The organism is Parafannyhessea umbonata (assembly GCF_900111255.1).
In the GTDB taxonomy this organism is placed as follows: Bacteria; Actinomycetota; Coriobacteriia; order Coriobacteriales; family Atopobiaceae; genus Olsenella_J; species Olsenella_J umbonata_A.
Window position 1 is genome coordinate 116,959 of the sequence record NZ_FOGP01000002.1, and the last position, 24,140, is coordinate 141,098.

The 24,140-nt window shown below is 64.1% G+C and carries 17 protein-coding genes and 3 tRNA genes; 5 read left to right on the forward strand and 15 right to left on the reverse strand.

Annotation, left to right across the window (positions count from 1 at the left end; translation table 11 throughout):
* Nucleotides 1-14 precede the first annotated feature (14 nt).
* The 7 genes from folE to BMY31_RS03295 form a co-directional block, all read right to left on the reverse strand.
* Entirely contained in the window at nt 15-599 is a 585-nt protein-coding gene (gene folE, locus BMY31_RS03265) for a GTP cyclohydrolase I FolE (protein ID WP_091008274.1), read from the reverse strand.
* A 1-nt stretch (nt 600) separates the two neighbouring features.
* Nucleotides 601-1,455 (reverse strand): bifunctional 5,10-methylenetetrahydrofolate dehydrogenase/5,10-methenyltetrahydrofolate cyclohydrolase, encoded by an 855-nt coding sequence (locus BMY31_RS03270; protein ID WP_180371344.1) that lies wholly within the window; start codon nt 1,453-1,455, stop codon nt 601-603.
* Nucleotides 1,455-2,084, reverse strand: a complete 630-nt coding sequence (locus BMY31_RS03275) for a cyclodeaminase/cyclohydrolase family protein (protein ID WP_091008276.1) — start codon at nt 2,082-2,084, stop codon at nt 1,455-1,457. Before BMY31_RS03275 ends, BMY31_RS03270 begins: the two co-directional genes overlap by 1 nt.
* 59 nt (nt 2,085-2,143) lie before the next feature.
* Nucleotides 2,144-3,817, reverse strand: a complete 1,674-nt coding sequence (locus tag BMY31_RS03280) for a formate--tetrahydrofolate ligase (protein WP_091008278.1) — start codon at nt 3,815-3,817, stop codon at nt 2,144-2,146.
* Nucleotides 3,818-3,981: 164 nt separating this feature from the next.
* Nucleotides 3,982-4,578 carry a 5-formyltetrahydrofolate cyclo-ligase gene (locus BMY31_RS03285; protein ID WP_180371345.1) on the reverse strand — a complete coding sequence of 199 codons (597 nt, stop codon included), beginning with the start codon at nt 4,576-4,578 and terminating at the stop codon, nt 3,982-3,984.
* 40 nt (nt 4,579-4,618) lie between these two features.
* On the reverse strand, nt 4,619-6,130 hold the full coding sequence (locus BMY31_RS03290) for a serine hydrolase domain-containing protein (RefSeq protein WP_091008283.1): 1,512 nt from the start codon (nt 6,128-6,130) through the stop codon (nt 4,619-4,621).
* A 163-nt stretch (nt 6,131-6,293) separates the two neighbouring features.
* On the reverse strand, nt 6,294-8,981 hold the full coding sequence (locus tag BMY31_RS03295; RefSeq protein WP_091008286.1) for a valine--tRNA ligase: 2,688 nt from the start codon (nt 8,979-8,981) through the stop codon (nt 6,294-6,296).
* Nucleotides 8,982-9,209: 228 nt separating this feature from the next.
* On the opposite strand from BMY31_RS03295, the gene BMY31_RS03300 reads away from it, so the two are divergent.
* Nucleotides 9,210-10,004 carry a tRNA threonylcarbamoyladenosine dehydratase gene (locus BMY31_RS03300; protein WP_091008288.1) on the forward strand — a complete coding sequence of 265 codons (795 nt, stop codon included), beginning with the start codon at nt 9,210-9,212 and terminating at the stop codon, nt 10,002-10,004.
* The gene (locus BMY31_RS03305; protein ID WP_091008293.1) at nt 10,001-10,858 is read left to right on the forward strand and encodes a TatD family hydrolase; all 858 of its coding nucleotides are present in this window, start codon (nt 10,001-10,003) and stop codon (nt 10,856-10,858) included. Before BMY31_RS03300 ends, BMY31_RS03305 begins: the two co-directional genes overlap by 4 nt.
* 114 nt (nt 10,859-10,972) lie before the next feature.
* Here BMY31_RS03305 and clpX read toward each other — a convergent pair whose 3' ends face one another.
* The 7 genes from clpX to gdhA form a co-directional block, all read right to left on the reverse strand.
* The gene (gene clpX, locus BMY31_RS03310; RefSeq protein WP_078686856.1) at nt 10,973-12,262 is read right to left on the reverse strand and encodes an ATP-dependent Clp protease ATP-binding subunit ClpX; all 1,290 of its coding nucleotides are present in this window, start codon (nt 12,260-12,262) and stop codon (nt 10,973-10,975) included.
* A gap of 35 nt (nt 12,263-12,297) precedes the next feature.
* Nucleotides 12,298-12,912, reverse strand: a complete 615-nt coding sequence (locus BMY31_RS03315; protein ID WP_078686857.1) for an ATP-dependent Clp protease proteolytic subunit — start codon at nt 12,910-12,912, stop codon at nt 12,298-12,300.
* Between the two features lie 81 nt (nt 12,913-12,993).
* Nucleotides 12,994-14,313, reverse strand: coding sequence for a trigger factor (tig, locus tag BMY31_RS03320; RefSeq protein ID WP_091008296.1), 1,320 nt, complete (start codon nt 14,311-14,313; stop codon nt 12,994-12,996).
* Between the two features lie 65 nt (nt 14,314-14,378).
* A tRNA-Leu gene (locus BMY31_RS03325) sits at nt 14,379-14,465 on the reverse strand.
* A gap of 99 nt (nt 14,466-14,564) precedes the next feature.
* Nucleotides 14,565-17,789, reverse strand: coding sequence for a carbamoyl-phosphate synthase large subunit (gene carB / locus BMY31_RS03330; RefSeq protein ID WP_078686859.1), 3,225 nt, complete (start codon nt 17,787-17,789; stop codon nt 14,565-14,567).
* Nucleotides 17,789-19,042, reverse strand: a complete 1,254-nt coding sequence (carA, locus tag BMY31_RS03335) for a glutamine-hydrolyzing carbamoyl-phosphate synthase small subunit (RefSeq protein WP_091008299.1) — start codon at nt 19,040-19,042, stop codon at nt 17,789-17,791. The genes carB and carA overlap by 1 nt, the downstream gene beginning before the upstream one ends.
* 379 nt (nt 19,043-19,421) lie before the next feature.
* Nucleotides 19,422-20,777: an NADP-specific glutamate dehydrogenase gene (gene gdhA, locus BMY31_RS03340; protein WP_078686861.1), complete on the reverse strand. Its 1,356-nt coding sequence runs from the start codon at nt 20,775-20,777 to the stop codon at nt 19,422-19,424.
* A gap of 214 nt (nt 20,778-20,991) precedes the next feature.
* Here gdhA and BMY31_RS03345 point away from each other — a divergent pair.
* From BMY31_RS03345 to BMY31_RS03355, 3 genes are all read left to right on the forward strand, one after another.
* Nucleotides 20,992-21,068, forward strand: a tRNA-Pro gene (locus tag BMY31_RS03345).
* Between the two features lie 4 nt (nt 21,069-21,072).
* A tRNA-Gly gene (locus BMY31_RS03350) sits at nt 21,073-21,148 on the forward strand.
* 192 nt (nt 21,149-21,340) lie between these two features.
* Entirely contained in the window at nt 21,341-22,297 is a 957-nt protein-coding gene (locus BMY31_RS03355) for a diacylglycerol/lipid kinase family protein (RefSeq protein WP_091008302.1), read from the forward strand.
* Between the two features lie 120 nt (nt 22,298-22,417).
* Here the strand turns inward: BMY31_RS03355 and ptsP are convergent, their stop codons facing one another.
* Nucleotides 22,418-24,121, reverse strand: coding sequence for a phosphoenolpyruvate--protein phosphotransferase (ptsP, locus tag BMY31_RS03360; protein WP_078686863.1), 1,704 nt, complete (start codon nt 24,119-24,121; stop codon nt 22,418-22,420).
* Between the last annotated feature and the right edge of the window lie 19 nt (nt 24,122-24,140).

Consider the following 24,140-nt stretch of genomic DNA (forward strand, 5'->3'; position numbering starts at 1 on the left):
TCCTTCCGGGAAGGCTATACGCCCAAGAGGCGCAGCGCCTCCTCGCGGGTCTTGAGGTTATCGAAGCAACCGCGCACGGCGGAGGTGACGGTGAGCGCTCCCGCGCTGCGAACGCCCCTCATCGTCATGCAGGTGTGCTCGGCCTGCATGACCACGAGGACGCCTAGGGGCTCGAGCTCGCGCATCATCGCGTCGGCGATCTGCGAGGTGAGGCGCTCCTGAAGCTGGGGGCGCTTGGCGTAGCCGTTGACGCACCTCGCGATCTTTGAGAGACCCGTGATCCTGCCCTTGCGCGGGATGTAGCAAACGTGGGCCTTGCCGACGAACGGGAGCAGGTGATGCTCGCACATGGACGAGAACGCGATGTCCCTGACGATGACCATCTCCTCGTTCTCGCCCTCGTGGAACTGCTTGCGCAGGTAGACGCCAGGATCCTCCTGCATGCCACCGAAGATCTCCTCGCAGGCGCGCGCCACGCGGTCAGGGGTGCCCCTGAGCCCCTCGCGGTCCGGGTCCTCGCCGATGGCAAGTAGGAAGTCGCGAACGGCGGCCTCGACGCGCTTCTTGTCGAGCGCGTTGTACGATAGTTGGTTGTCCATGCTAGCGAACGCTCCTTTCGGCAGCCCTGACAACGTGCTCGGCCAGGACCGCGGTGGTGACGGAGCCCACGCCGCGCGGCACGGGCGTAATGGCGCGGACGATGGGAGCGACGCCCTCGAAGTCGACGTCGCCGACGAGGCGCTGGTTCTCCTCGTCCCAGTTGATTCCAACGTCCACGACGACCTGTCCGGGCCTGACGTGCTCGGGACGCAGCGTGTTGGGCCTTCCCGTGGCGACCACGATGACGTCCGCCTCCCTGCAGGCGCCGGCGAGGTCGACCGTGTGCGAGTGACACAGAGTGACCGTGGCGTCACGCGCCTGGAGCAACATCGCCACGGGCCTGCCGATGACGAGCGAGCGGCCCACAACGGTCACGCGGGCACCGTCGAGCGCAACATCGTAGTGATCAAGAAGGCAAACGCAGGCCTCAGCCGTGCAGGGCGAGAAACCCAGGCTCTGGGACGCATACACGCCAAAGGAGGAGGCGCGCGTCACGCCGTCGACGTCCTTCTGGAACGCGAGCTCCTCGCAGGCCTGTACCTCGTCGAGGTGCTCTGGAAGGGGCCTAAAGAGCAGGCAGCCATGGACCGAGGGGTCTGAGTTTGCCTCGCGAATGGCACCGAGGAGCTCCTCCTGCGCACAGCCCTGGTGAAGAACAACTCTGCGCACGGCCATGCCGAGACCCTCGCAGCGCTTGGTGGCAGCGCGCTCGTAGGTGAGGTCGTCGGGTCGGTCGCCGACGCGGATTATGGCCAGCGTGGGAACGACGCCCTCGTCTGCAAGGCGCCCGACGCGCTCGGAAAGCTTGGCCCCAAGGGCCTTGGCGACCGGCGCTCCCCTCATCTCAAGCTCCATCAGTGCCTCCTGATTCGATCCGCCACTCGCCTCGTGATGGCCTCGGCGCGGGGCACGTAGTCGTCCAGCATGTCGGCGCAATCCGCCTCGAGGCTCTGGGCAAAGCCCCTGTCGCCCAGCGACTCGGTGTTGACGAAGACCGAGAGGCTGGCGGCCTCAAGCGCGGATCGGCAGAGGATCGCACCACATCCGATGTCCGAGAGGAGCATATGGCTCACCTTGTTCTCAAGATCCTCGATCAGGTCGATGGCGGAGCAGATCTCCCGCATCATCGCAAACGGGACCTTCGCCGCGCCCTTGGTCGCACGCTCGATCACGTCAGCCCTCGAGGCGTCAGTGCGGTCCATCTTGTAGGCCTGCGATAGCTCAAGGTAGGCGGCGGCATCGCCGTCGACCAGCTCGATCAGGCTGCCCCTCACGCGCTCGGCGGCCTCGAGGTCGGCCCGCACGTCGTCCTGGAACTGTTCCAGGCTCGCCTTTCCAAGCGCGAACGAGCCCGCCATGGAACCGAGGGCGACGCCCAGCGCGCCGACGTAGGCGGCGGCGCCACCACCACCCGGGACGGGCTTGCGCGCAGAAAGCTCCTCGGCAAAGCCCGCAAGAGTCTTGTCAGTCAGTCTCTCGTGCATACATCTCCTAGCAAAGGGCGCCCCGCAGGGCGCCCGAAACAACGTTTGAGCGACGATGGCTAGAACAGGCCCACGATCCTGCCGTCCTCGGTAACGTCAATCTTCTCGGCGGCAGGAACCTTGGGAAGGCCCGGCATGGTCATGATGTCACCGGTCAGCGCAACGATGAAGCCGGCGCCGGCGGATACACGAAGGTTACGCACCGTGATCCTGAAGCCCTTGGGCGCGCCCAGCTTCTTCGGGTCGTCGGTGAAGGAGTACTGGGTCTTGGCGACGCAGATGGGAAGCTTGTCATAGCCAAGGTCGGTGAGCTTCTTGAGCTGCTTTCTCGCGGTGGGCGTGAAGTCGACGCCGTCGGCGTGGTAGATGCGCGTCGCGATGGCCTCGACCTTCTCCTCGATGCTGCCGTCGAGCTCGTAGGAGAAGTGGAAGTCAGAGGGCTCGTCGCAGAGGCGCACGACCTCCTCCGCGAGTGCGACTCCGCCCTCGCCGCCCTTGGCCCAGACCTCGGAAAGCGCGACGTTGACGCCAAGTTCGTTGCACTTGGCCTCGACTAGGTCGAGCTCAGCCTTGGTGTCAGTCGGGAACGCGTTGATGGCGACGACGACGGGCAGGCCGTAGACATCCGTGATGTTGGACACGTGCTGGAGCAGGTTGGGCATGCCCGCCTCGAGCGCCTCGAGGTTCTCATCGGCCAGCTGGTCCTTGGGCACGCCGCCATTGTACTTGAGGGCGCGCACGGTCGCGACGAGGACGACGGCACTCGGGACAAGGCCGGTAGCGCGGCACTTGATGTCCAGGAACTTCTCGGCACCAAGGTCGGCGCCGAAGCCCGCCTCGGTCACGACGTAGTCCGCGAGCTTGAGGGCAGTCGTGGTGGCCTCCACGGAGTTGCATCCGTGCGCGATGTTGGCGAAGGGCCCGCCGTGCACGAAGGCGGGATTGTTCTCGAGGGTCTGCACCAGGTTGGGCTTGATGGCATCCTTGAGCAGCGCGGTCATGGCACCCTCGGCGTGGATGTCGGCGACCGTGACCGGCCTCTGGTCGAAGGTGTAGGCGATCACCATGCGCGACAGGCGCTCCTTGAGGTCCTTCAGGTCAGTAGCGAGGCAGAACACCGCCATGACCTCGGATGCGACCGTGATGTCGAAGCCGTCCTCGCGCGGCATGCCGTTGGCGACTCCGCCGAGGCCGTCCACGACGTTGCGCAGCTGTCGGTCGTTCATGTCGACGCAACGCTTCCAGACGACGCGACGGGGGTCGATGCCCAAGGCATTGCCCTGCTTGATGTGGTTGTCGAGCATCGCGGCACACAGGTTGTTGGCGGCGCCGATCGCGTGGAAGTCGCCCGTGAAGTGAAGGTTGATGTCCTCCATCGGGACGACCTGCGCGTGTCCGCCGCCGGCTGCGCCGCCCTTGATGCCGAAGACGGGCCCGAGACTGGGCTCGCGCAGGCACAGCAGCGTCTGCTTGCCCATCTTGTTCATGGCATCCGCAAGTCCTACGGAGGTGGTCGTCTTGCCCTCTCCCGCGGGAGTGGGATTGATGGCGGTCACGAGGACAAGCTTGCCCTTGAGGGGCTTGTCCTTGAGGGAGTGGATGTCGACCTTTGCCTTGGTGTAGCCATAGGGCTCGAGCGTGTCCTCGTCGAGTCCCGCCCTCTTGGCGACCTCGAAGATGGGAAGCATCTCTGCCTCCTGAGCGATCTCGATGTCGGACTTGTAATCTGCCATCTAGCAACTCCCCCTTGGATAACGTATGGCGACACCGGGCGCCGCCGCGCGACGGTACAAATGATACTATCCCGCAATCGATGGCACGAGGGGACGAGACGCAAAGCTATCCGCAATCGCAACAATATGGGCGGCGGAAAAGTGCCTCACCCTTCGCCCGTGCCCTACAGGCGAAGTATGCCGGCAGGAGTCGCAACCGCCCCTACCGGCAGGTCGAGGCACGTCACGAGCCCGGCGGAAGCCAGACTGTCAGCCAGCTGCTCCGTGCGGCAGAGCCCCAGCGTGGCACCCTCGAAGGAAGAGAGGAAGACGTCATAGTAGCCGCCACCGTACCCCAGCCTATGGCCCGAGCGGTCGAAGGCGAGGCCCGGCACCAATGCGAGCGCCTGCCCCATGAGGGACGAATCGAGCAGGGTCGCGGGGTCTCCGTCGGGCTCCTCGACGCCAAAGCGACTCCTGACGAGTCCGTCCAGACTCGTGACCACGTGCCACTCCATGCGTCGTCCGGGGACGCAGCGCGGCAGGGCAACCACCTTGGCAGCCTCCAGCGCCGCGGCGATTATCGCGCGCGTATCGACCTCGCCAGGCATCGAGAGGTAGGTGAGCAGCGCCGGCGACGAGGCGAACGGGCTCGACTCAAGCACGTGGCGCGAGATGTCTCGGTCGGCCGCGATGCGATATGCGGGATCGAGCGACGACCTCAGGGCAAGGCACCTCTCCCTTGCCTCGCGCTTCCTCATGGCCACTTCTTCTTGCGTCAAGCGATGCTCCTCATCGGCGTTCGAAACGAAATGGAACCACTCAACTACCTGCGGGCTCTTCCGACCCATCCCCCTTGCGCCTCCCGCGCAGGTCCCAAAGGGCCAGGGCGACCTTCGCCGCGCCTTCCGCGACGAGCAGACCAAGCACCAGGGTCATCACGAGGCCCTGCTCGGGATAGAAGTCGCAGAAGTCGTGCCAGCGCATTCCCATCTGGCCGGACGAGCACCAGATCAGCAGCGGGAGGAGGGCGTGCTCGAAGGCGACGCAAAGCCAAAGGACCAGGCGCGGGCGAGAAGAACGCAGCCACTTAGCCTTCCAGCGTCTCAGCAGAGCGAGCGGCGCCGCTGCCGCCACGACCGCGACGAGGTAGGCAAGGTTGAGCATGGCGTGGGTGCCGAGCGACCCGCCGGCATCGACGTCCTGGGGCTCATATCCCATGGCGATGGAGTACACGCCGTCAGCGAGCTGGCCAAAGCCCTCGTTGTCCCCTATCTCGTCGTCGCAGTCCGTGAGGACGACTATGCCGAGGTCTCGTCCGGGGACGACGACCATCTGCGCGGCGTAGTTCTCGACCTGGCCAGGATGCACCATAACGGGCTCTCCATCGTCATCGCACACGAACCAGCCCATCGCGTACGCGGAGTCGGGGTCACCCAAAAGGGCGCAGTCCCGAACTGTCTGGTCGATGTCGCCCCGCTCGAGGACGTCCCTTCCACCGTTGAGGTACATGCGCAGGTAGCTGGCCATGTCGTTGACGCTCGAGCGTATGTAGCCGGAGGCCGGGCCACCCCAGGCGCCATCGCCGGTCCCGTGGCGGAAGCCGTCCGCGACGTACACGCCGAACCAGCTGCGATGTCCTGGCGCCTCGCTGGCGCGCCCCTGCTCGACGCCGTCGATCGAGGAGTCGTTCATCTGCAGGCGGTCGAGCACGTTCTCGTGCAGGTAGTCGGCGTACGACTGGCCCGTGACCCTCTCGACGATGCGTCCGAGGAGGTCGTAGTTGACGTTTGCGTACGAGAAGGTCCCCACGCCCTCCTGTGTGCCCAGGTCGTCGAGGGGCGAGAAGTACCCGAGCCCGCTGGTCTGGTCAAGAAGATCCCGAACGGTGACCGCGTCTCCGAGCCCATACTCCGGTACGTAGAGCGACACGGGGGCGTCGAGTCGGACCAGGCCGCGCTCGGCAAGCTGCATGATACAGACGCCCGTAAAGGACTTCGAGAGCGAGCCTATGACGAAGGTCTGGCTGGAATCGGTCACGTCGCCATAGGTCGCGACGTAGCGGACGCCCTTCGAGCTGACGACGGCAACGGCAAGGCCAGGGACGCGCGACGCCGAGAAGTTTCGGTCGAGGTAGTCGTCGAGCGCCGCGGAAAGGTGATCGTCAGACATGGTGACGTGAACGGTCGGCTGGTCGCTTCCGTCGCGGTCGGCCTCGAGCGCCGAGACGAACGCCCCGTCGGGCATCGCGACGCGCGCACAGGCAACCAGCAGGAAAAGAAGGACGACGACCCCGCAAAAGAGGGCCAGCCCGAAACGAAGCCTCTTGGCCATGGGATGCGCCTCCGTTCGCCAGCTCGACGGCCATACCACCTACCGTAACGATACGCACACGGACGAGAGGGGGCAAGCGTCGCCCCAGATGCCCACGGTTCGATGAACAAGAAAGGAGGGGAGCCAAGCCCCCCTCCCCAATTAGCCATGAAAGCCAGCGCGACTACGAGAAGTCGGAGATCTGGTCCTTGAGCTGAGCGATGGTCTGCTCGAGCTCGGCCTGCTGGGCGCGCTTCTTCTCGATGACGGCGGGAGCGGCCTTTGCGACGAAGCCGGCGTTGCCAAGGGTCCTCGAGACGGAGGCGAGGTCCTTCTCGGCCTTCGCGAGCTCCTTCTCCAGGCGCTTCGCCTCTGCGGCGAGATCCACAAGACCACCGAGCTCGACAAAGATCTCGAGGGTGCCGTCGGCGGCGCTGACCGATCCCTCGGGCTTCTCCTGGCCGTCGGACACGGCGAGCGCGCTCACGCGGCCGACGGAGCGAATGAAGGCATCCTGGGCAGCGAGGACGTCAGCGTCCTCCTGGGAGCAGCGAACCGCGACCGCGAGCTCGGCCTTGGGAGACAGGCGGTAGCGGGCGCGCGTGGAGCGAACCGCGGAAACGACGCGCCTAGCAAGGTCGAAGTCGTGCTCTGCCTTGTCGTTGACGAACCCGGCGAAGTCGGCAGGCTCGGGCCACTTGGCGACCATGAGGAACTGCGCGTCATGGTCGTCGAGGCCGGAGGCCGGCAGGGCGTCCCAGACGCTCTCGGTGACGAACGGCATGACCGGGTGCAGAAGGCGCATAGATGCATCGAGAACGAACACGAGGTTGCGCTGGACCTGCAGCTTCTCGTCGGGCGTGCCGTCCAGGAGGCGGCCCTTGCACAGCTCGATGTACCAGTCGCAGACCTCACCCCAGAAGAAGGACTGGATGTTGCGAGAGTAGTCACCGAAGTTGTAGCTCTCAAGCTGCTCGGTCGACTCGGCGACGACCTTCGCGAGGCGGGAGAGCATCCAGGCGTCCTCGGGCGTCTCTGCCTTCGGGTCGCCCGGGACATAACCCTCGAGGTTCATCTGGACGAAGCGGCTGGCATTCCAGATCTTGGTGACGAACGACCTGGCCTGCTCGGTACGCGGGCTGTCGATGAGCTCCCTCGTCTTCTTGTCGATGTTGGCATCGAACTTGACGTCCTGGTTGTTGGTGATGAGTGTCAGCAGGTTGTAGCGCATAGCGTCCGCACCGTACTTCTCCATGAGGTCCATGGGGTTGACGCCGTTGCCCTTCGACTTCGACATGCGGCTTCCGTCCTTCGCCAGGATGGTCGCGTAGATATACACGTCGTGGAACGGAATCTGGTCCGTGAAGTAGAGCGAGCTCATGATCATGCGGGCGACCCACAGTGCGATGATGTCGCGCGCGGTGACGAGGACCTTGGTCGGGTGGTGCTGGGCGAGCTCCTCGTTGTCGTCAGGCCAGCCCTGGGTGGCAAAGGTCCACAGCTGCGAGGAGAACCACGTGTCAAGGACATCCTCGTCCTGGTGAACGTGGTGGCCTCCGCACTTCGGGCAGACGTCGGCGTCCTCCATAAGTGCGTCTTCCCAGCCGCAGTCCTCGCAATAGAACACGGGGATGCGGTGGCCCCACCAGAGCTGACGGCTGATGCACCAGTCCTTGAGGTTCTCCATCCAGGTGAGGTAGGTCTGGGTCCAACGCTCGGGGTGGAAGGTCACCTCGCCGCTCTTCACGACCTCGGTCGCGCGCTCCTTGAGCTTGTCGACGGCGACGAACCACTGCTCGCTCAGCCACGGCTCGAGCGCCGTGTCGCAGCGATAGCAGTGCATGACGGAGTGGTCGAGCTCCTCGATGTGGTCGAGCAGGCCGTGCTCGTCGAACCAAGCGACGACGGCCTCGCGGCACTCGTCGCGGTCCATTCCGCTAAACTCGCCGTAACCGTCCACCACGTGGGCGGTCTCGTCGAAGATATTGATCTGCTCGAGGTCGTGCGTCTGGCCCATGGCGTAGTCGTTGGGGTCGTGGGCGGGCGTGACCTTGACGAAGCCGGTGCCAAAGTTGGCGTCGACGTGCCAGTCGGAGAAGATCTCTATCTCGCGGTTGACGATCGGGAGCATGACCTTCTTGCCGATGAGCTTCTGCTTCTCGGGGTCGGAGGGACTCACCGCGATGCCAGTGTCGCCGAGCATCGTCTCGGGACGGGTCGTCGCGACGGTGATGTACTCGATGCCGTCGACGGGCTCGACCAGCGGGTAGCGAAGGAACCAGAGGTGGCCCTTCTCGTCGTGGTACTCGGCCTCGTCGTCAGAAATGGCCGTGCGACAATGGGGGCACCAGTTGACGATGCGCTTGCCGCGATAGATCAGGCCGTCGTGGTACCAGTCGACGAAGACCCTGCGGACGGCCTTCGAGAACTCGGGGCTCATCGTAAACTTCTCATCGTCGAAGTCGATGGAGCATCCCATGCGCTTGATCTGGCTGACGATCGTTCCACCGTACTCGTGGGTCCAGTCCCAACAGGCGTCGAGGAACTTCTCGCGGCCAATCTCGAGGCGGGAAACGCCCTCGCTCTTGAGCTTCTTGTCGACCTTGGTCTGAGTCGCGATGCCGGCATGGTCGGTGCCCAGAATCCAGCGGGTCGAGCGGCCGCGCATGCGGTTGTAGCGGATGAAGGTGTCCTGGATGGTGTCGTCCATCGCGTGGCCCATGTGCAGGATGCCCGTAACGTTGGGCGGCGGGATTACGACAGTGCAGTCTCCCACTCCCTTACTGCGCTGGTAGCATCCGGCGCTCATCCACTTATCGATGAGCTCGGGCTCTGCCGACTGAGGATCGTAGTTCTTAGGCATTTCTTCCACGGTAATGACCGCCTTAGTACGCGCCCGACAGACGGTGTGGGCACTCGTGTCATGAGCGCGCGCCTCTGCCCGGCTGGGTTGCAAAACGGCTGCACGACGCAGCCAAGTAATGAGAATAGCACGCAAGCCTCGCCAGGCGGGCCACATCGAAACATAGAGTTAGGACTACAGAAAAGCGCGTGCTACCATGGGCGAGAAGAGCATGACCGACCACCCGAGGAGCCCTGCATGACCGAAGACACGCTGCCCGTCGAAGCACAGGAGAGCCCGACCGACCGCCTGCGCATCGTCATGGGAGACGAGGCGCTCGAGCGCGTGCAGAACGCGCGCGTCATGATCTTGGGCATCGGAGGCGTCGGCTCCAACTGCGCCGAGGCGCTGGCGCGCGGCGGGGTGGGAGAGCTCGTCCTTGTCGACCGCGACGTCGTGGCGCCGTCGAACATCAACCGCCAGGCCGTGGCCTTCCACTCCACGGTTGGCCGGCCAAAGACCGAGGTCATGGCCGAGCTCATCGCCGACATCAACCCCGAGTGCAAGCTGACCCTGGTCCACAAGTTCCTTTCGAAGGAGAACCTCGTACCGACGCTCGCGGCGCTTCCCCGCCCCGACTACGTCGTCGACGCGATCGACACGGTCAGCCAAAAGCTCATCGTCGCGCAGTGGTGCCAGGACGAGGGGCTGCCCGAGATCTCGAGCATGGGCGGGGCAAACAAGCTCAACCCGGAGCGCCTGCGCTTCTCGACCATCGAGAAGACCAAGTCGGACCCCCTCTGCAAGGTAGTGCGCAAGGAGTGCCGCAAGCGCGGCATCAGGGGACTCCAGGTGCTCTACTCGTCGGAGGTGCCCCTCCCCGTCACGCCTCGCGGGCGCGAGCTGCCCGAGGACGGCTCGCGCCCTCAGAGGGGCGTGACGCTGGGCACCATGAGCTACATGCCGCCCATCATGGGCATGATGATCGCCGGCCGCGTGATCTGCGAGCTGGCCGGCCTCTCCAACGAACTCGACGTGCAGAAGCCGCTATGAGCGACGCGACGAAAGACAACGCCGCGTTCCCGCCCGAGGGCACGCGGCTCTTCGACGCGCACTGCCACCTCGACTTCATGACGAACGCGACCGAGGTGGCCGAGGACGCCCGGAGGATCGGGCTCTCCATCTTGGCGACGACCATTGGGCCCGAAGGATACCGTTCGCTCGCGCACGTACTCGCGAACCGACCGAACGTTCGGGTCGCGCCGGGGCTTCATCCCTGGTGGGTAGCCGATGGCCGAGCGGACGGGAGGGCCGTGGACGCAGCCTGCAGCCTCGCTGAGGGGTCATCCTGGGTGGGTGAGGTGGGCATCGACCTTTCGCCGCACCATGTACCAGAAGGGTCTCGCGACATCCAGGCACAGGCCTTCGAGCGGGTCTGTCAGGCCGCCGCACGTTCAGCGCGAAAGAGCGGCTCTCCCACCGTCATCTCGATTCACTCGGTCCGCGGGGCCACGCTCGCCCTCGACATACTGGAGGAGACGGGCTGCCTCGCGACCTGCCGACCCGTCTTCCACTGGTTCAGCGGCACGAGCGACGAGCTCACGCGCGCCGTCCGCTCCGGCCTCTGGTTCTCGGTGAACGAGATGATGCTCAAGACGCGTCGAGGCCGCGAGTACGCGCGGCAGATCCCAATCGAGCGCCTCCTCACCGAGACGGACCTTCCTCCCGAGGAGGGCAAGCCCTTCTCAGCGCGGGCCGTCGCGGACTCGATCGAGCGCACCATCTCCGCACTCGGCAAGATCCGCGACATGGACGAGGCGGAGCTCGCCGAGGCCATCGTGGACAACGCGTGCAGTCTCTTCTCCCCTGCCAGCCAAGCACAGCAAGGCCACTACGCACGGAGGTGAAACCCAGGGGAGAGGGGCACGACCCCCCGGGGAGCAAACCCATCGCGCATACGCGCATGGCAAAGGGGGCCGGACTCAGTCCGACCCCCTCGTTCGTTGCGCATTCGGCGACGACTAGGCGCGCTTCTCGCTTTCCGTGTGACGCACGATCTGCGGCGACTCGTTTCCGCCGACGGACTCGGGCGTGACGATGACCTTCGTGATCTCAAGGTCGCTGGGCAAATCGAACATCGTGGCCTCGAGCGTGGACTCGCAGATTGCACGCAGGCCGCGGGCGCCGGTGTTGCGACTGATTGCCTGCCTGGCCATCTCGCGCAGCGACTCCTCCTGAAACTCCAGGTCGACGCCCTCGATCTCGAACATGCGCTTGTACTGCTTGACAATCGCATTCTTAGGCTTGGTCAGAATCTCGACCAGGTCGTCCTCGGTCAGCTCCTTGGTAGAGGTGATGACGGGGATGCGGCCGATGAACTCGGGGATCATGCCGAACTTGTGCAGGTCCTGGGGCATGACCTTCGAGATGAGCTCGTCCTGGTTCTCCTCGACCTTCTTGTTGAGCTCGGCATTGAAGCCGATGCCCTTCTTGCCGATGCGATCGGCGACGATCTTGTCGAGGCCGACGAAGGCGCCGCCGCAGATGAACAGGATGTTGTCCGTGTTGATGCGGATGAGCTCCTGCTGCGGGTGCTTTCGACCGCCCTGAGGCGGAACGCTTGCCTCGGTGCCCTCGAGAATCTTGAGGAGCGACTGCTGGACGCCCTCGCCCGACACGTCACGCGTGATCGAGAGGTTCTCGGCCTTGCGGGCAATCTTGTCGATCTCGTCGATGTAGACGATGCCGACCTCGGCACGCGAGACGTCACCGTCGGCTGCCGTAATGAGCTTGAGCAGGATGTTCTCGACGTCCTCGCCCACATAGCCAGCCTCGGTGAGGGTGGTGGCGTCGGCGATGGCGAAGGGAACCTCCAGGAATCGGGCAAGCGTCTGCGCGAGCAGCGTCTTGCCCGTGCCGGTCGGTCCAAGCAGGAGAATGTTGCTCTTCGCGAGCTCAACCTCCTCGCCGTCGGCATTCACGCCGGAGTCGCCCTGCATAATGCGTCGATAGTGGTTGTAGACGGCGACGCTCATCGCGCGCTTGGCCGCCTCCTGGCCCATGACGTACTGCGACAGCTCGTCGTAGATCTCATGCGGCGTCGGAAGGTTCTGGAGGGGCTGCTGGGAGGTTTCCTCCTGTATGCCGGCGATGCTCGCGTCATCGTCAGAAATGATGTCCGCGCACTCGCCAACGCACTCGTCGCAGATGAAGACGCCGTTGGGCCCCTGGATGAGCTTGCGCACCTGGCTGCGGGTCTTGCCGCAGAAGGAGCAGCGCATCTCGGGCGTATTGTTGTCGTTTGTCGGCATGTACCTTCTCCTATAGAGATAAAGCTCAGAAAAAACTAGTCGACCTGCTCCGTGCGAGAAGCAATCACCTTGTCGACCAGGCCGTACTCCATAGCCTCCTGTGCGCGCATGTAGTTGTCACGCTCGGTGTCGGCGTTGATCTTCTCCACGGACTGACCAGTATACTGCGCGAGAAGGCCATTGAGATGCTGGCGAATGTACTTCGTCTCGTCCGCCACAATCTGGATGTCGGTCTGCTGGCCCTGCGCGCCGGAGAGCGGCTGGTGAATGAGGACCATGGAGTTGGGCAGCGCAAGGCGCTTGCCGGGGGTGCCTGCGGCGAGAAGGACGGAGGCCATCGAGGCAGCCATGCCCACGCAAATGGTGGAGACGTCCGGCTTGATGAAGTTCATCGTGTCAAGGATGCCGAGACCGGCGTAGACCTCTCCGCCAGGAGAGTCGATGTAGAGAGAGATGTCCTTGTCGGGGTCCTGGCTCTCGAGGTGCAGGAGCTGCGCGATCACAAGGTTGGCGGAGTCGCGCGTAATCTCCTCGCCGAGGAAGACGATGCGGTCGTTCAGAAGGCGGGAGTAGATGTCGTAGCTGCGCTCGCCACGGGGCGTTTGCTCGACGACATACGGAATAAGCGGAGTGTTGATGGGATTGTGCATACGAGTCTCCTTACGATAAAAATGCGCTCCGAGGTTGAAGGTACCCCCGGAGCGCACGTGCTAGTCCTGAGACTAAACGGGTTACTCAGAATCCTTCTTCGCACGAGCCTCTGCGATCTCGTCGACTTCGGTGACGGAGGCGTTCTCGACGAGCCAGTTCACGGCCTTGGTGCGGCGGATGGACTCACGGATGGCGGGCATCTGGCCGCTCTCGGTGAACTCCTTCATGCTCTTCTCGACATCCTCGACGTTGGCGCGCTCGAACTCGGCCTTGACGTCGTCCTCGGTCGCCTCAAAGCCAAGCTTGGCGGCAAGCGCGTCGAGGGCAAGGGACTGGCGGGCACGCTCGGCAGCCTGCTCGTGGAGGTCGTTCAGGAAGTCCTCGCTCTTGATCTGGCGGGCAGCGAGGTACATGTCGAGGTTCATGCCCTGACGGCCGAGGGAGCCAAGGAACTCGTTGGCGAGCTCAGAGAAGACCTGGTTCTGGTAGGCCTCGGGAACCTCATCAAGGGTGAGGTGCTTGCCAATCTCCTCGACGACGCGATCCTCCTTGAGGGCAGGCAGGCTCGTCTTCTTGTCGTTCTCGATCTCCTCCTTGACGGCGTCACGAAGCTCGGCGACGGTGTCGAAGCCGAAGGACTTCTTGGCGAACTCGTCGTCGAGCTCGGGGGTGACGGTCTTCTTGAGGCCCTTGAGGGTGACGGAGACGGCGAAGTTGTGCTCGTGGTCGCCATGGGTCTGGGTCCAGCTGATGTCCTTCTGCTCGCCCTTGTTCATGCCGACGACGCCGGCGACGAACTCGGAGGGCAGGTAGGCGTTGCCGAGGCCGAACTGGCGGTCGGTGCCGGCGAGCTCCGGGGCGCCCTCCTTGTTCTCGACGTCGAGGACGACGACGTCGCCCTCGACGACGGCGCGCTCCTCGGTCTCGTCCTCGAAGCTGACGTGGTAGCTCAGGAGCTGCTCGATCTGCTGGTCGATCTCTGCCTCGGTGGCGTTCTGGGGAGGCATGTTGATCGCGGGAGCGTCGTAGGAGTCAAGCTCGCAGGTAGGCGGAACGTTGATGGTGGCAACCAGGACGAGGTCCTCGTGCTCGACCGCGACGACGGCATCCTCGCCGTAGCTGGGGCGGTCGACGGGAACGATGTCGAGCTGCTCGAAGGCGGCCGGCTGGGCGTCGTTCACGATGTCCTCTGTTGCCTGGGCCAGGATCGCGTCACGACCGACGATGCCGTCGATGACGGGACGGGGTGCGTGGCCCTTGCGGAAGCCCTGGAAGTTGTACTTGGCGGCAACCTCCTTGTAGGTGTTGGCGATGGCCTTGTCGACCTCGGCAGCGGGGACGGTGATAGTGGCGACGACCTTGTCGCTCTCGGGCCTCTCGGCGGTGACGGTGATGTTCAACGTTCCTCCAGTGTTCTCATGCCAGCGACAAAGGCGCCCCTGGCCAGTACCTAAGCGGGTGTCAGTGGTGCGGGCGAAAGGATTTGAACCTTCACGGGATTTCTCCCACTGGAACCTAAATCCAGCGCGTCTACCAATTCCGCCACGCCCGCAGTTCACACACAGCCTATGGATGATAGCAAAGGTTCGCGTTAATGGTCCTCATCACGCAAATCTTTCCACGTGCTATGCGCAAACGGTAGCCACCTCCTCTAGCCGAGGTCCTGCAGCGCATAGGCGCTGATTCGGGCATCCCTGGAGGCGGCGAGCGCCTGCACGAGGGCGGTGGTCGCCGAGAGGGCCGTCACGCAGCAGATACCGCGGTTGACCGCCTCGCTCCTCACCTTGGCGCCGTCGCCGCGCGACTCGTGGCCGTGGGGCGTATTGATGACGAAGGACACGTCTCCGGAGGCCATGAGATCAACGACGTTGGGGTGTCCCTCGCTCACGCGCTTGACGACGCGCGCGGGGATGCCCGCGGCGGCGAGCGTCTTGGCCGTGCCTGCGGTCGCGACGATGTCATAGCCCATGCCACTGATGGCCAGGGCGACGGGCGCAATGGCGCGCTTGTCGCGGTCACAGACGGAGACGAAGACGGCGCCCTCCCCCGGCATCTCGTAGTCGATTGCCTCGCGGGTCTTGGCGTAGGCCTCGGGGAAGGTTTTCGCGATTCCCATGACCTCGCCGGTCGACTTCATCTCGGGTCCGAGGACCGAGTCGGCGCCCGGGAAGCGAGACCAGGGCATGACGGCCTCTTTGACCGCGTAGTAGCCAATCTCGCGCGTCTCGTCGGGAAGCTCGCCCGAAGCGCGGAGGTCGCAGATCTTCTCGCCCTCCATGATGCGCACGGCCATGCGCGCCAGGGGAACGCCAGTGGCCTTGGACGAGAAGGGCACGGTTCGGCTGGCACGCGGGTTGAGCTCGATGACGTACACCTGCTCGTCCTTCACCGCGTACTGGACGTTGAGAAGGCCCTTGATGCCGACCGCGAGCGCCAGCCTGCGCGTGATGTCGCGGATGTTGGCGACGATGGAGTCCGAGAGCGAGAAGGGTGGGAAGCAGCAGGCGGAGTCGCCCGAATGGATGCCGCACTCCTCGATGTGCTCGAGCACCGAGCCCACGTAGACGTCATCGTTGTCGCAGAGCGCGTCGACGTCGAGCTCGATGGCGTCCTCCAGGAAGGCGTCGAGGTAGACGGGGTGGTCAGGCGAGACCTGGGTTGCCTCGGCCATGTAGGTCTTGAGGTCGGCGTCGTTGTAGACGATGGCCATTCCGCGGCCGCCCAGAACGTAGCTGGGGCGGACGAGCAGCGGGTAGCCGATGACGCGGGCGACCTTGCGTGCGTCCTCGATGGTCTCGGCAGTCGAGCTGGGCGGATAGCCAATCTCGAGGCGGTCGAGCAGGCTCGAGAAGCGCTCGCGGTCCTCGGCGAGGTCGATGGCCTCGGGCTGGGTGCCCATGATAGGCACGCCGGCGGCCTTGAGCCTCTTCGCGAGGTTGATGGGCGTCTGACCGCCCAGCGTGACGATGACGCCGGCGGGCTTCTCGATCTCGACGATGTTCATGACATCCTCGAAGGTGAGCGGCTCGAAGTAGAGTCGGTCCGAGGTGTCGTAGTCAGTGGAGACCGTCTCGGGGTTGCAGTTGACCATGACGGTCTCGTAGCCCTTGGCCTCGAGGGCGTAGGCAGCGTGGACGCAGCAGTAGTCGAACTCGATGCCCTGGCCGATGCGGTTGGGGCCGGCCGAGAGGATCATGGCACGCGGCTTGGAGGCCTCGCGGTGCTCCGTGGCGCCGCCCTTCTCGTAGGTCAGATAGTGGTAGTCGGTCTCCGCGGCGAACTCGCCGGCGCAGGTGTCGACCGTCTTCACGACCGGCATGACCCCGAGGACGCCCCTCAGCGCTCGGATGACCTCCTCGCTGGAGCCGGTGAGGTGGGCGATCTGGACGTCCGAGAAGCCCATCTGCTTGGCGGCGAGCAGGCGCTCGGCGCTCAGGCCGCTCACGCCGCCCTCGCGCAGGTTGTTCTCGGCGTAGACGATGTCGGCGATGCGCTCGAGGAACCAGCGGTCGATGCGAGTTGCCTCGTGGACGCGCTCGACGCCCCAGCCGCGGCGCAGCGCCTCGGCGACGTATAGGATGCGCTTGGGGGTGGGCCTGCTGACGAGGTCGTCGAAGTTCTCTTCGTCGTACTCGTCGTTGCCGTCGGAGCCAAGGCCGGCATGCCCCTGCTCGAGGGAGCGCATCGCCTTCTGGAGGGACTCCTCGAAGCAGTGGCCGATGGCCATGACCTCACCGACGGCCTTCATGCGCGTGGTGAGCGTGTCCTCGGAACCCTTGAACTTCTCGAAGGCGAAGCGAGGGATCTTGACGACGCAGTAGTCAATCGAGGGCTCGAAGCAGGCGGGCGTCACGCGCGTGATGTCGTTGGTGATCTCGTCGAGCGTGTAGCCGACGGCGAGAAGCGCCGCCGCCTTGGCGATGGGGAATCCCGTGGCCTTGGAGGCTAGGGCGGAGGAGCGGCTCACGCGCGGGTTCATCTCGATGACGATGATGCGGCCGTTGTTGGGGTTGACCGCGAACTGGACGTTGGAGCCGCCGGTCGCAACGCCGACGCGCTCGAGGCAGGCGATGGAGTAGTCGCGCAGCCTCTGGAGCTCGACGTCGGTCAGGGTCTGCGCGGGAGCAACGGTGATCGAGTCGCCCGTGTGGACGCCCATGGGGTCGAGGTTCTCGATGGAGCAGATAACGATGCCGTTGCCGGCAGAGTCGCGCATGACCTCCATCTCGATTTCCTTCCAGCCCTCGATGGACTCCTCCACCAGCACCTCGTGCTCGGGAGAGAGCTGAAGGCCCTGCGAGACGATGTGGAAGAGCTCCTGCTCATCGTGGGCGATGCCGCCGCCGGCGCCTCCCAGCGTGAAGCTCGGCCTGATGACGACGGGATAGCCAAGCTCGCCGACGATGCGTTTGGCGTCGTCGAGCGTGTGGGCGATGTCGGCGCGAGCCACGTCGAGGTTGATGTCCTTCATGGCGGCGGCGAACAGCTCGCGGTCCTCCCCCACCTTGATCGAGTCGAGGTCGCAGCCGATGACCTCGACGCCATACTTGTCGAGGACGCCCGCCTCGCCCAAGGCGATGGCGCAGTTGAGGGCCGTCTGGCCTCCCATATTCGGGAGCAGCGCGTCGGGGCGCTCGCGCTCGATGACGCGCGTGACGGAGTCGACGGTGATGGGCTCGACGTACGTGCGGTCCGCGGTCTCGGGGTCCGTCATGATGGTCGCGGGGTTGGAGTTGACGAGGACGACCTCGAAGCCCTCCCCCCTGAGCGCGCGGCACGCCTGCGTGCCGGAGTAGTCGAACTCGCAGGCCTGGCCGATGACGATGGGACCAGAGCCGATGACCAGGATTTTCTTGATGTCCTCACGCTTCGGCATTAGAAGCGCCTCCCCTCGCGAACGTCGATTGCAAGATAGTCCTCGCGGCCCTTCATGAGGCGCGCGAACGCCTCGAAGAGGTAGGCCGAGTCATGCGGCCCGGGGTTCGCCTCGGGATGGTACTGGACCGAGAACGCGGGGATATCGAGGAACTGGATGCCCTCGGGGGTGCCGTCGTTGAGGTTGACGTGCGTGAGACGTACGCGACCGAAGCGCTCGGACTCGACCACGGGGGCAATGCGCTTCTCGCTCCAGAAGCGAAGATCGGCGTGGTGCTCCGTCTCGCCACCAGAGAGCTCGGGAACGAGCCTGCCGAGGCTCTCGAACACGAGGCCGTAGTTGTGGTTCTGGGCCGTGATCTCCACCTTGCCGGTCAGAAGGTTCATGACGGGCTCGTTGCCGCCGTGGTGGCCGAACGGAAGCTTCTGGATCTGGGCGCCTGCGGCGATGGACATGAGCTGGTTGCCCAGGCAGATGCCGAAGACCGGAACCTTGCCGAGCACCTCGCGCGCGCAGGCGGCGGTCTGGGTCACCTGCTCGGGGTCGCCGGGGCCGTTGGAGAAGAACACGCCATCCGGGCTCTCGGAAAGAACGCGGGCGGCAGGCGTGTCCCAAGGCATGACCGTAACCTCGCAGCCGACAGACGCGAGGCCCTGCTCGATGCCGCGCTTCTCGCCGCAGTCGAGCGCCACGATGTGGAAGCGCTTCTCGCCCTTTGCGGGAACCGTGTAGCTCTGCTTGGTCGATACGTCGGGGACGAAGTTGTGGGCCGAGATGGGCAGCGACGTGGCTACGCGGGACACCAGGCTCTCGGGGTCGAGGTCGACCGTCGAGATGGCGGCGCGCATCGCGCCGGCGGAGCGAATCTTGAGCGTGAGGGCGCGGGTGTCGATGCCCTCGATGGCCACGACGCCATTCTGCTTCAGGAGCTCGGGCAGGCTGCCCTCGCTCGTCCAGTTGCTGGGCTCATGGCACATGTCATGGACGACGAGACCGCGCAGGAAGAGGCCGCCGGACTGCATGACCTCCCTGCAGACGCCGTAGTTTCCCACCTGGGGATAGGTGAGCGTAACGATCTGCCCGGCGTAGCTGGGGTCGGAGACGATCTCCTGATAGCCTGCCATGGACGTGTTGAAGACGATCTCTCCGAAGGTCTCGCCCTCCGCGCCGGCGCACCAGCCCGAGAACGTCGACCCGTCCTCAAGGGCCAGAAGCGCGCGCGCGTGCCTGTGGCGTTGTGCGAGTAGATTCATTCATTCCTCCTTCTGCCCGTGCTAAAAAAAGAGAGTCCCCATAAGGGGGCTCTCGAGAAACTCAGCACTTCATTTTGGGCGCCTTATCGGTATCTCTGTACCGTCCTTAAAGGTTGAAATGAATTCTAGAATGAATCGAATTCATTTCTACGCAAATCAACACAGTCGTTATAAGATTGACATATATACAAGGTCTAGCTGCGAATATCCAGAAAATAGGCCACTGGTCGTATGAAAGCAAGCTCAGAGCGCATATATGAAACAGAGGTCGTCGAGGACGGACCGGGCAAGACCTCCCACCCCAGGCAGGGACGCAAAAGAAAAAACCGGATGTCCGAGAGGGGCATCCGGCAAGTGGAGATGAACTGGAGAGCTGAGGCTAGCAGACGCCCTGGGCCATCATCGCGTCGGCAACCTTGAGGAAGCCCGCGATGTTCGCACCGAAGACGAGGTTGCCCTCGTGGCCGTACTCCTTCGCGGCGCTCGCGGCCGCGTTGTAGATGGATGCCATGATGCCCTTCAGACGGTCGTCGACCTCCTCGAAGGTCCAAGAGATGTGGCCTGCGTTCTGGCTCATCTCGAGACCGGACACCGCGACGCCGCCCGCATTGGCGGCCTTTCCGGGGCAGAATGCCACGCCATTGTCGATAAGGTACTCGGTCGCCTCGGTCGTCGTGGGCATGTTCGCGCCCTCGCCGACGACCTTGCAGCCGTTGGCGACAAGCGCCTTCGCGTCCTCGAGCAGCAGCGTGTTCTCGCGGGCGCAGGGCAGGGCAATGTCGCAGGGGATCTGCCAGACGCCACGGCCATCCTCGGCGTGATACTCGGCATCGGGACGGTAATCGACGTACTTGGCAAGGCTGACGCCCTTGTCGTGACCAGAGCGCTTTTCGGCGTAGATGGCCTCAAGCGCCTCGACGGAGAGGCCCTCGGAATCGTAGACCCAACCCTTGGTGTCGGAGCAGGCCACAACCTTCGCGCCGAGCTGCTCGGCCTTCTGAACGGCGTAGATTGCGACGTTGCCGGATCCGTGGACGACGACGGTCTTGCCCTCGAAGGAGTCACCGTGGTCCTCAAGCAGGTTCTGGACGAAGTAGACCAGGCCATAGCCGGTCGCCTCGGTGCGGGCGAGCGAACCGCCATAGGTGAGGCCCTTGCCGGTCAGGACGCCAGACCACTCGTTGCGCAGACGCTTGTACTGGCCGAACATGTAGCCGATCTCACGGCCGCCGACACCAAGGTCACCTGCGGGGACGTCGGTGTCAGGTCCGATGTGGCGCTGGAGCTCGGTCATGAAGGACTGGCAGAAGCGCATGACCTCCATGTTCGACTTGCCCTTGGGGTCGAAGTCGGAGCCACCCTTGCCGCCACCCATCGGGAGCGTGGTGAGGGAGTTCTTAAAGATCTGCTCAAAGCCCAGGAACTTCAGCATGCCCAGGTTAACGGTGGGATTGAAGCGGAGGCCGCCCTTGTAGGGGCCGATTGCGGAGTTGTACTCGACGCGGAAGGCACGGTTGACCTGTACCTTGCCGCTGTCATCAACCCAGGGGACGCGGAACATGATGACGCGCTCAGGTTCGACGAGGCGCTCGAGAAGGCCGTTCTCCTCGAACTCGGGGTGCGCGTCGAGCGCGGGCTGAAGCGTGCTGAGAACCTCTTCCGCGGCCTGGATGAACTCAGGCTCGCTGGAATAGCGCTCCTTCAGGTCAGCGATGACCCTTTCGGAATAGTTCATACGCAATCTCCTCTCGCAATGCATTACCAGAACACAACTCGAACTCGATTACGAATTCGTATAAAGAATACGTTCGAAGGATTTCAGAGGCATATCGTCCCAGCTCACCGTAACAAAGAGTAAACGCGAGCTGCCGTTCGCCCCGACGTGGAAAGAAAAGTTGAAAGCAACGTTGCCCAAAGCGATGCACTCGCCTATACTTCTAGAGCGGCTCCGGGGTGTGGCGCAGCTTGGTAGCGCATCTGCTTTGGGAGCAGAGGGTCGCTGGTTCGAATCCAGTCACCCCGACCATAATGCGGCGGTAGTTCAATTGGTAGAGCAGCAGCCTTCCAAGCTGCCTGTTGCGGGTTCGAGTCCCGTCCGCCGCTCCATGGATCCTCGAGGCCAGGTCCCAGTGACCTGGCCTTTTTTCTTACCGAATTTCGTCGCGCGTCAAACGACTCGCCAGCCGAGGGCGTCGATAGGGACGTCCCGTGCGCTTTATTCATCAAGCGCGGCGCGTTGCGTGCGCTCCGGCGCGGCAGCCGTAAAATGAACGCACGCAACAGACGACAGGAGAACCAATGACCTCCCCCACCCTGGGAAAGACCCTCATTATCGCCAACCCGGCCTCGCGCAGCGGGCGTGGGGCGGACGCGACACGCTTTGTGGAGCGCTTCCTTTCGGCATATGACTCCGCGACCGACAGCTTCGAGGTGTGCAGAACCAGAAGCTCGGGAGACGCCACCATCAGGGCGACGCAGGCCAGGGGCTACGACTCGCTCATCGTACTGGGCGGGGACGGGATAATCCACGAGACGGTCTGCGGCCTCATGCGGCTTGACAGGGAACTGCGCCCCGCCCTGGGCATCATCCCCATGGGGTCCGGCAACGACTTCGCCCGCTCGCTTGGCATGGTCCTCAACGAGCCACAGACGGCACTCTCCCAGATCATGTCAGGAGAGGCACGTCCGTGTGACATCGGGCGCGTGAACGTCAGGGACACCGGAGAGCTGACCTACTTCGTCGAGACCCTCTCGTTTGGAGTCGATGCCGCAATCGCGCTCGACACCACCGCCAGGCGCGCGGGCGGCTCCCACCAGGAGGGCGCGAGCCTCTTTGCAACCTCGGGGGTCAAGCTCTTCTCACATGCGCAAAAAGGTTGGCCCTACGCCGCATCCTTCGACGGCGGCGAGCCGATATCGGGCCGGGAGATCATCTTTGCGGTGCAGAACGGCCCCACCTACGGCGGCGGCTTCAAAATCGCCCCTGACGCCATCGTAAACGACGGCCTTCTGGACGTATGCCTCAACACGCGCGTCCCCCACGTGACGCACGCGCTGGCGCTGTTCGCAAAGGCACGCAGCGGCCGACACGTCGAATCGAGGGTCGTTCGCACGCTCAAGGCCAGGAGCATCGACGTTCGCTTCGAGGGAGAAGTTCCTCCCTGCCAGGTCGACGGCGAGGGACTCACGGGCAGCCACTTTGCGATTGATGTGATGCCCGCCGAACTCAGGCTGATCTGGCCCGGCCGCCTCTAGCACTTCTCCACGGGCGCGCCCAGCAGCCGCCGCGTCACACAACCAGCAGAGACAAAAAGGCGGCCCCCTTGCGGAGGCCGCTTCGTTTTAGCTATGTAGTCAGCGTGTTTCCTGATGCGACTACTTTGCGGCAGCCTGGAGCGCAGCCTTGACCTCAGAGGCTGTCTTGAGCTTGAGGATCTTCTCGGTGAGGGCGTCTGCCTCCGCCTTGGTCCACTCGGAGATGATGCGACGGGTGCGCAGGATCGAGGGGGCGGAAACGGAGAACTCGCTCAGGCCGAAGGAGAGCAGCACGGGGATGAGCAGGGGATCTGCCGCAGCCTCGCCGCACATGCCGACCATGATGCCAGCCTTGTTGCCCTCGGAGATGACGCGCTTGAGGGAGCGAAGGACCGCAGGCTGGTACACCTCGTAGAGGTAGGACACGCGATCGTTGCCGCGGTCGGCGCACATGGTGTAGCCGATGAGGTCGTTGGTGCCAATCGAGAAGAAGTCGCACTCGGCGGCAAGGTCGTCAGCGATCAGGGAGGCCGCAGGGGTCTCGATCATAGTGCCGACCTCTATGTTCTTGTTGTACGCAACGCCACGGGCGTCGAGCTCGGCCTTGCACTCCTCGATGAGGGCCTTGGCCTGGCGGACCTCGTCAAGAGAAGTCACGAGCGGCAGCATGATCTTGATGTCGCCGAAGGCGGAAGCGCGCAGGAGCGCGGTCAGCTGGACCTTGTACTGCTCGGGGTTGTTGAGGCAGTAGCGAACTGCGCGGAAGCCCATGAACGGGTTCTCTTCCTTCTGCAGGTTGAGGTACGGAATCTCCTTGTCGCCACCCACATCGAGCGTGCGGATGATGACAGGTTGGTCCTTCAGGCGAAGGGCGACCTTCTGGTAGGCCGCGAACTGCTCGTCCTCGCTGGGAAGCTCGGAGGCATCCATGAAGAGGAACTCGGAGCGGAACAGGCCGACGCCCTCGGCATCGTGCTCTGCCGCAACGTTGGCGTCCTCAGGGTTGCCGATGTTGGCGACGAGAAGGACCTTGTCGCCGTCGCCCGTCACGGTCTCCTTGCCGCGGTAGGTCTCGAGGGCAGCCTTCTCGTCGGCGAAGTTCTTCGCCTTGGCGCGATAGTGCTCGAGGTCATGGTCGGAGGGAGAGACGAGGACCTTGCCAGCGCCGCCGTCGATGATGACCATGTCGCCGGTCTTGATGTTCTTGGTCGCGTCGGCGACGGAGAGGACGGCGGGGATCTCGAGGGCGCGGGCGATGATCGCGGAGTGAGAGGTGCGGCCACCGGTCTCGGTAATGATGCCCGCGACGTTCTTCTTGTCGATGTCGGCGGTCATCGAGGGCGTGAGCTCCTCCACGACGACAATCGAGTTCTCGGGGAGCGTGGAGAGGTCGACGACCTCTTTGCCCAGGAGGTCGGCAAGAAGGCCAGTCTTGACGTCGGCGACGTCGGCGGCACGCTCACGGAAGAGCTCGTCCTCCATGTTGGAGAACATGTTGAAGTACATGTCGTAGGCCTCGCTCACGGCCTGCTCGGCGCACATGCCGGAGTCGATGGAGCCGTTGACCATGTCCTTGATGCCGTCGTCCTCGGCAAACTCGATGTGGGCGCCCATGATGAGGGCAGCCTCCTCGCCGACGGACTCCTTCATGCGATCGATCTGAGCGTTGGTCTGGGCCACGAACTTCTCGAGTGCCGCGTTGTAGCGCGCCTTCTCGGCCTCGGGATCATCCGGGGCCGTGGGGGTGAAGGACAGATCGGGAGCGACCGCGACCTGTGCAACGCCAATGCCATAGCCGTCAGAAGCGTTTACGCCTTCGTACATTGAATCCTCCTGTCGATTT

What these genes read in the sequence shown, in the direction of transcription:
- carA (WP_091008299.1), bottom strand. Translation starts at nt 19,042, where the DNA reads ATGAATCTACTCGCACAACGCCACAGGCACGCGCGCGCGCTTCTGGCC.
- BMY31_RS03275 (WP_091008276.1), bottom strand. Translation starts at nt 2,084, where the DNA reads ATGCACGAGAGACTGACTGACAAGACTCTTGCGGGCTTTGCCGAGGAG.
- BMY31_RS03300 (WP_091008288.1), top strand. Translation starts at nt 9,210, where the DNA reads ATGACCGAAGACACGCTGCCCGTCGAAGCACAGGAGAGCCCGACCGAC.
- gdhA (WP_078686861.1), bottom strand. Translation starts at nt 20,777, where the DNA reads ATGAACTATTCCGAAAGGGTCATCGCTGACCTGAAGGAGCGCTATTCC.
- folE (WP_091008274.1), bottom strand. Translation starts at nt 599, where the DNA reads ATGGACAACCAACTATCGTACAACGCGCTCGACAAGAAGCGCGTCGAG.
- carB (WP_078686859.1), bottom strand. Translation starts at nt 17,789, where the DNA reads ATGCCGAAGCGTGAGGACATCAAGAAAATCCTGGTCATCGGCTCTGGT.
- BMY31_RS03290 (WP_091008283.1), bottom strand. Translation starts at nt 6,130, where the DNA reads ATGGCCAAGAGGCTTCGTTTCGGGCTGGCCCTCTTTTGCGGGGTCGTC.
- clpX (WP_078686856.1), bottom strand. Translation starts at nt 12,262, where the DNA reads ATGCCGACAAACGACAACAATACGCCCGAGATGCGCTGCTCCTTCTGC.
- BMY31_RS03270 (WP_180371344.1), bottom strand. Translation starts at nt 1,455, where the DNA reads ATGGAGCTTGAGATGAGGGGAGCGCCGGTCGCCAAGGCCCTTGGGGCC.
- BMY31_RS03305 (WP_091008293.1), top strand. Translation starts at nt 10,001, where the DNA reads ATGAGCGACGCGACGAAAGACAACGCCGCGTTCCCGCCCGAGGGCACG.
- BMY31_RS03315 (WP_078686857.1), bottom strand. Translation starts at nt 12,912, where the DNA reads ATGCACAATCCCATCAACACTCCGCTTATTCCGTATGTCGTCGAGCAA.
- ptsP (WP_078686863.1), bottom strand. Translation starts at nt 24,121, where the DNA reads ATGTACGAAGGCGTAAACGCTTCTGACGGCTATGGCATTGGCGTTGCA.
- BMY31_RS03280 (WP_091008278.1), bottom strand. Translation starts at nt 3,817, where the DNA reads ATGGCAGATTACAAGTCCGACATCGAGATCGCTCAGGAGGCAGAGATG.
- BMY31_RS03355 (WP_091008302.1), top strand. Translation starts at nt 21,341, where the DNA reads ATGACCTCCCCCACCCTGGGAAAGACCCTCATTATCGCCAACCCGGCC.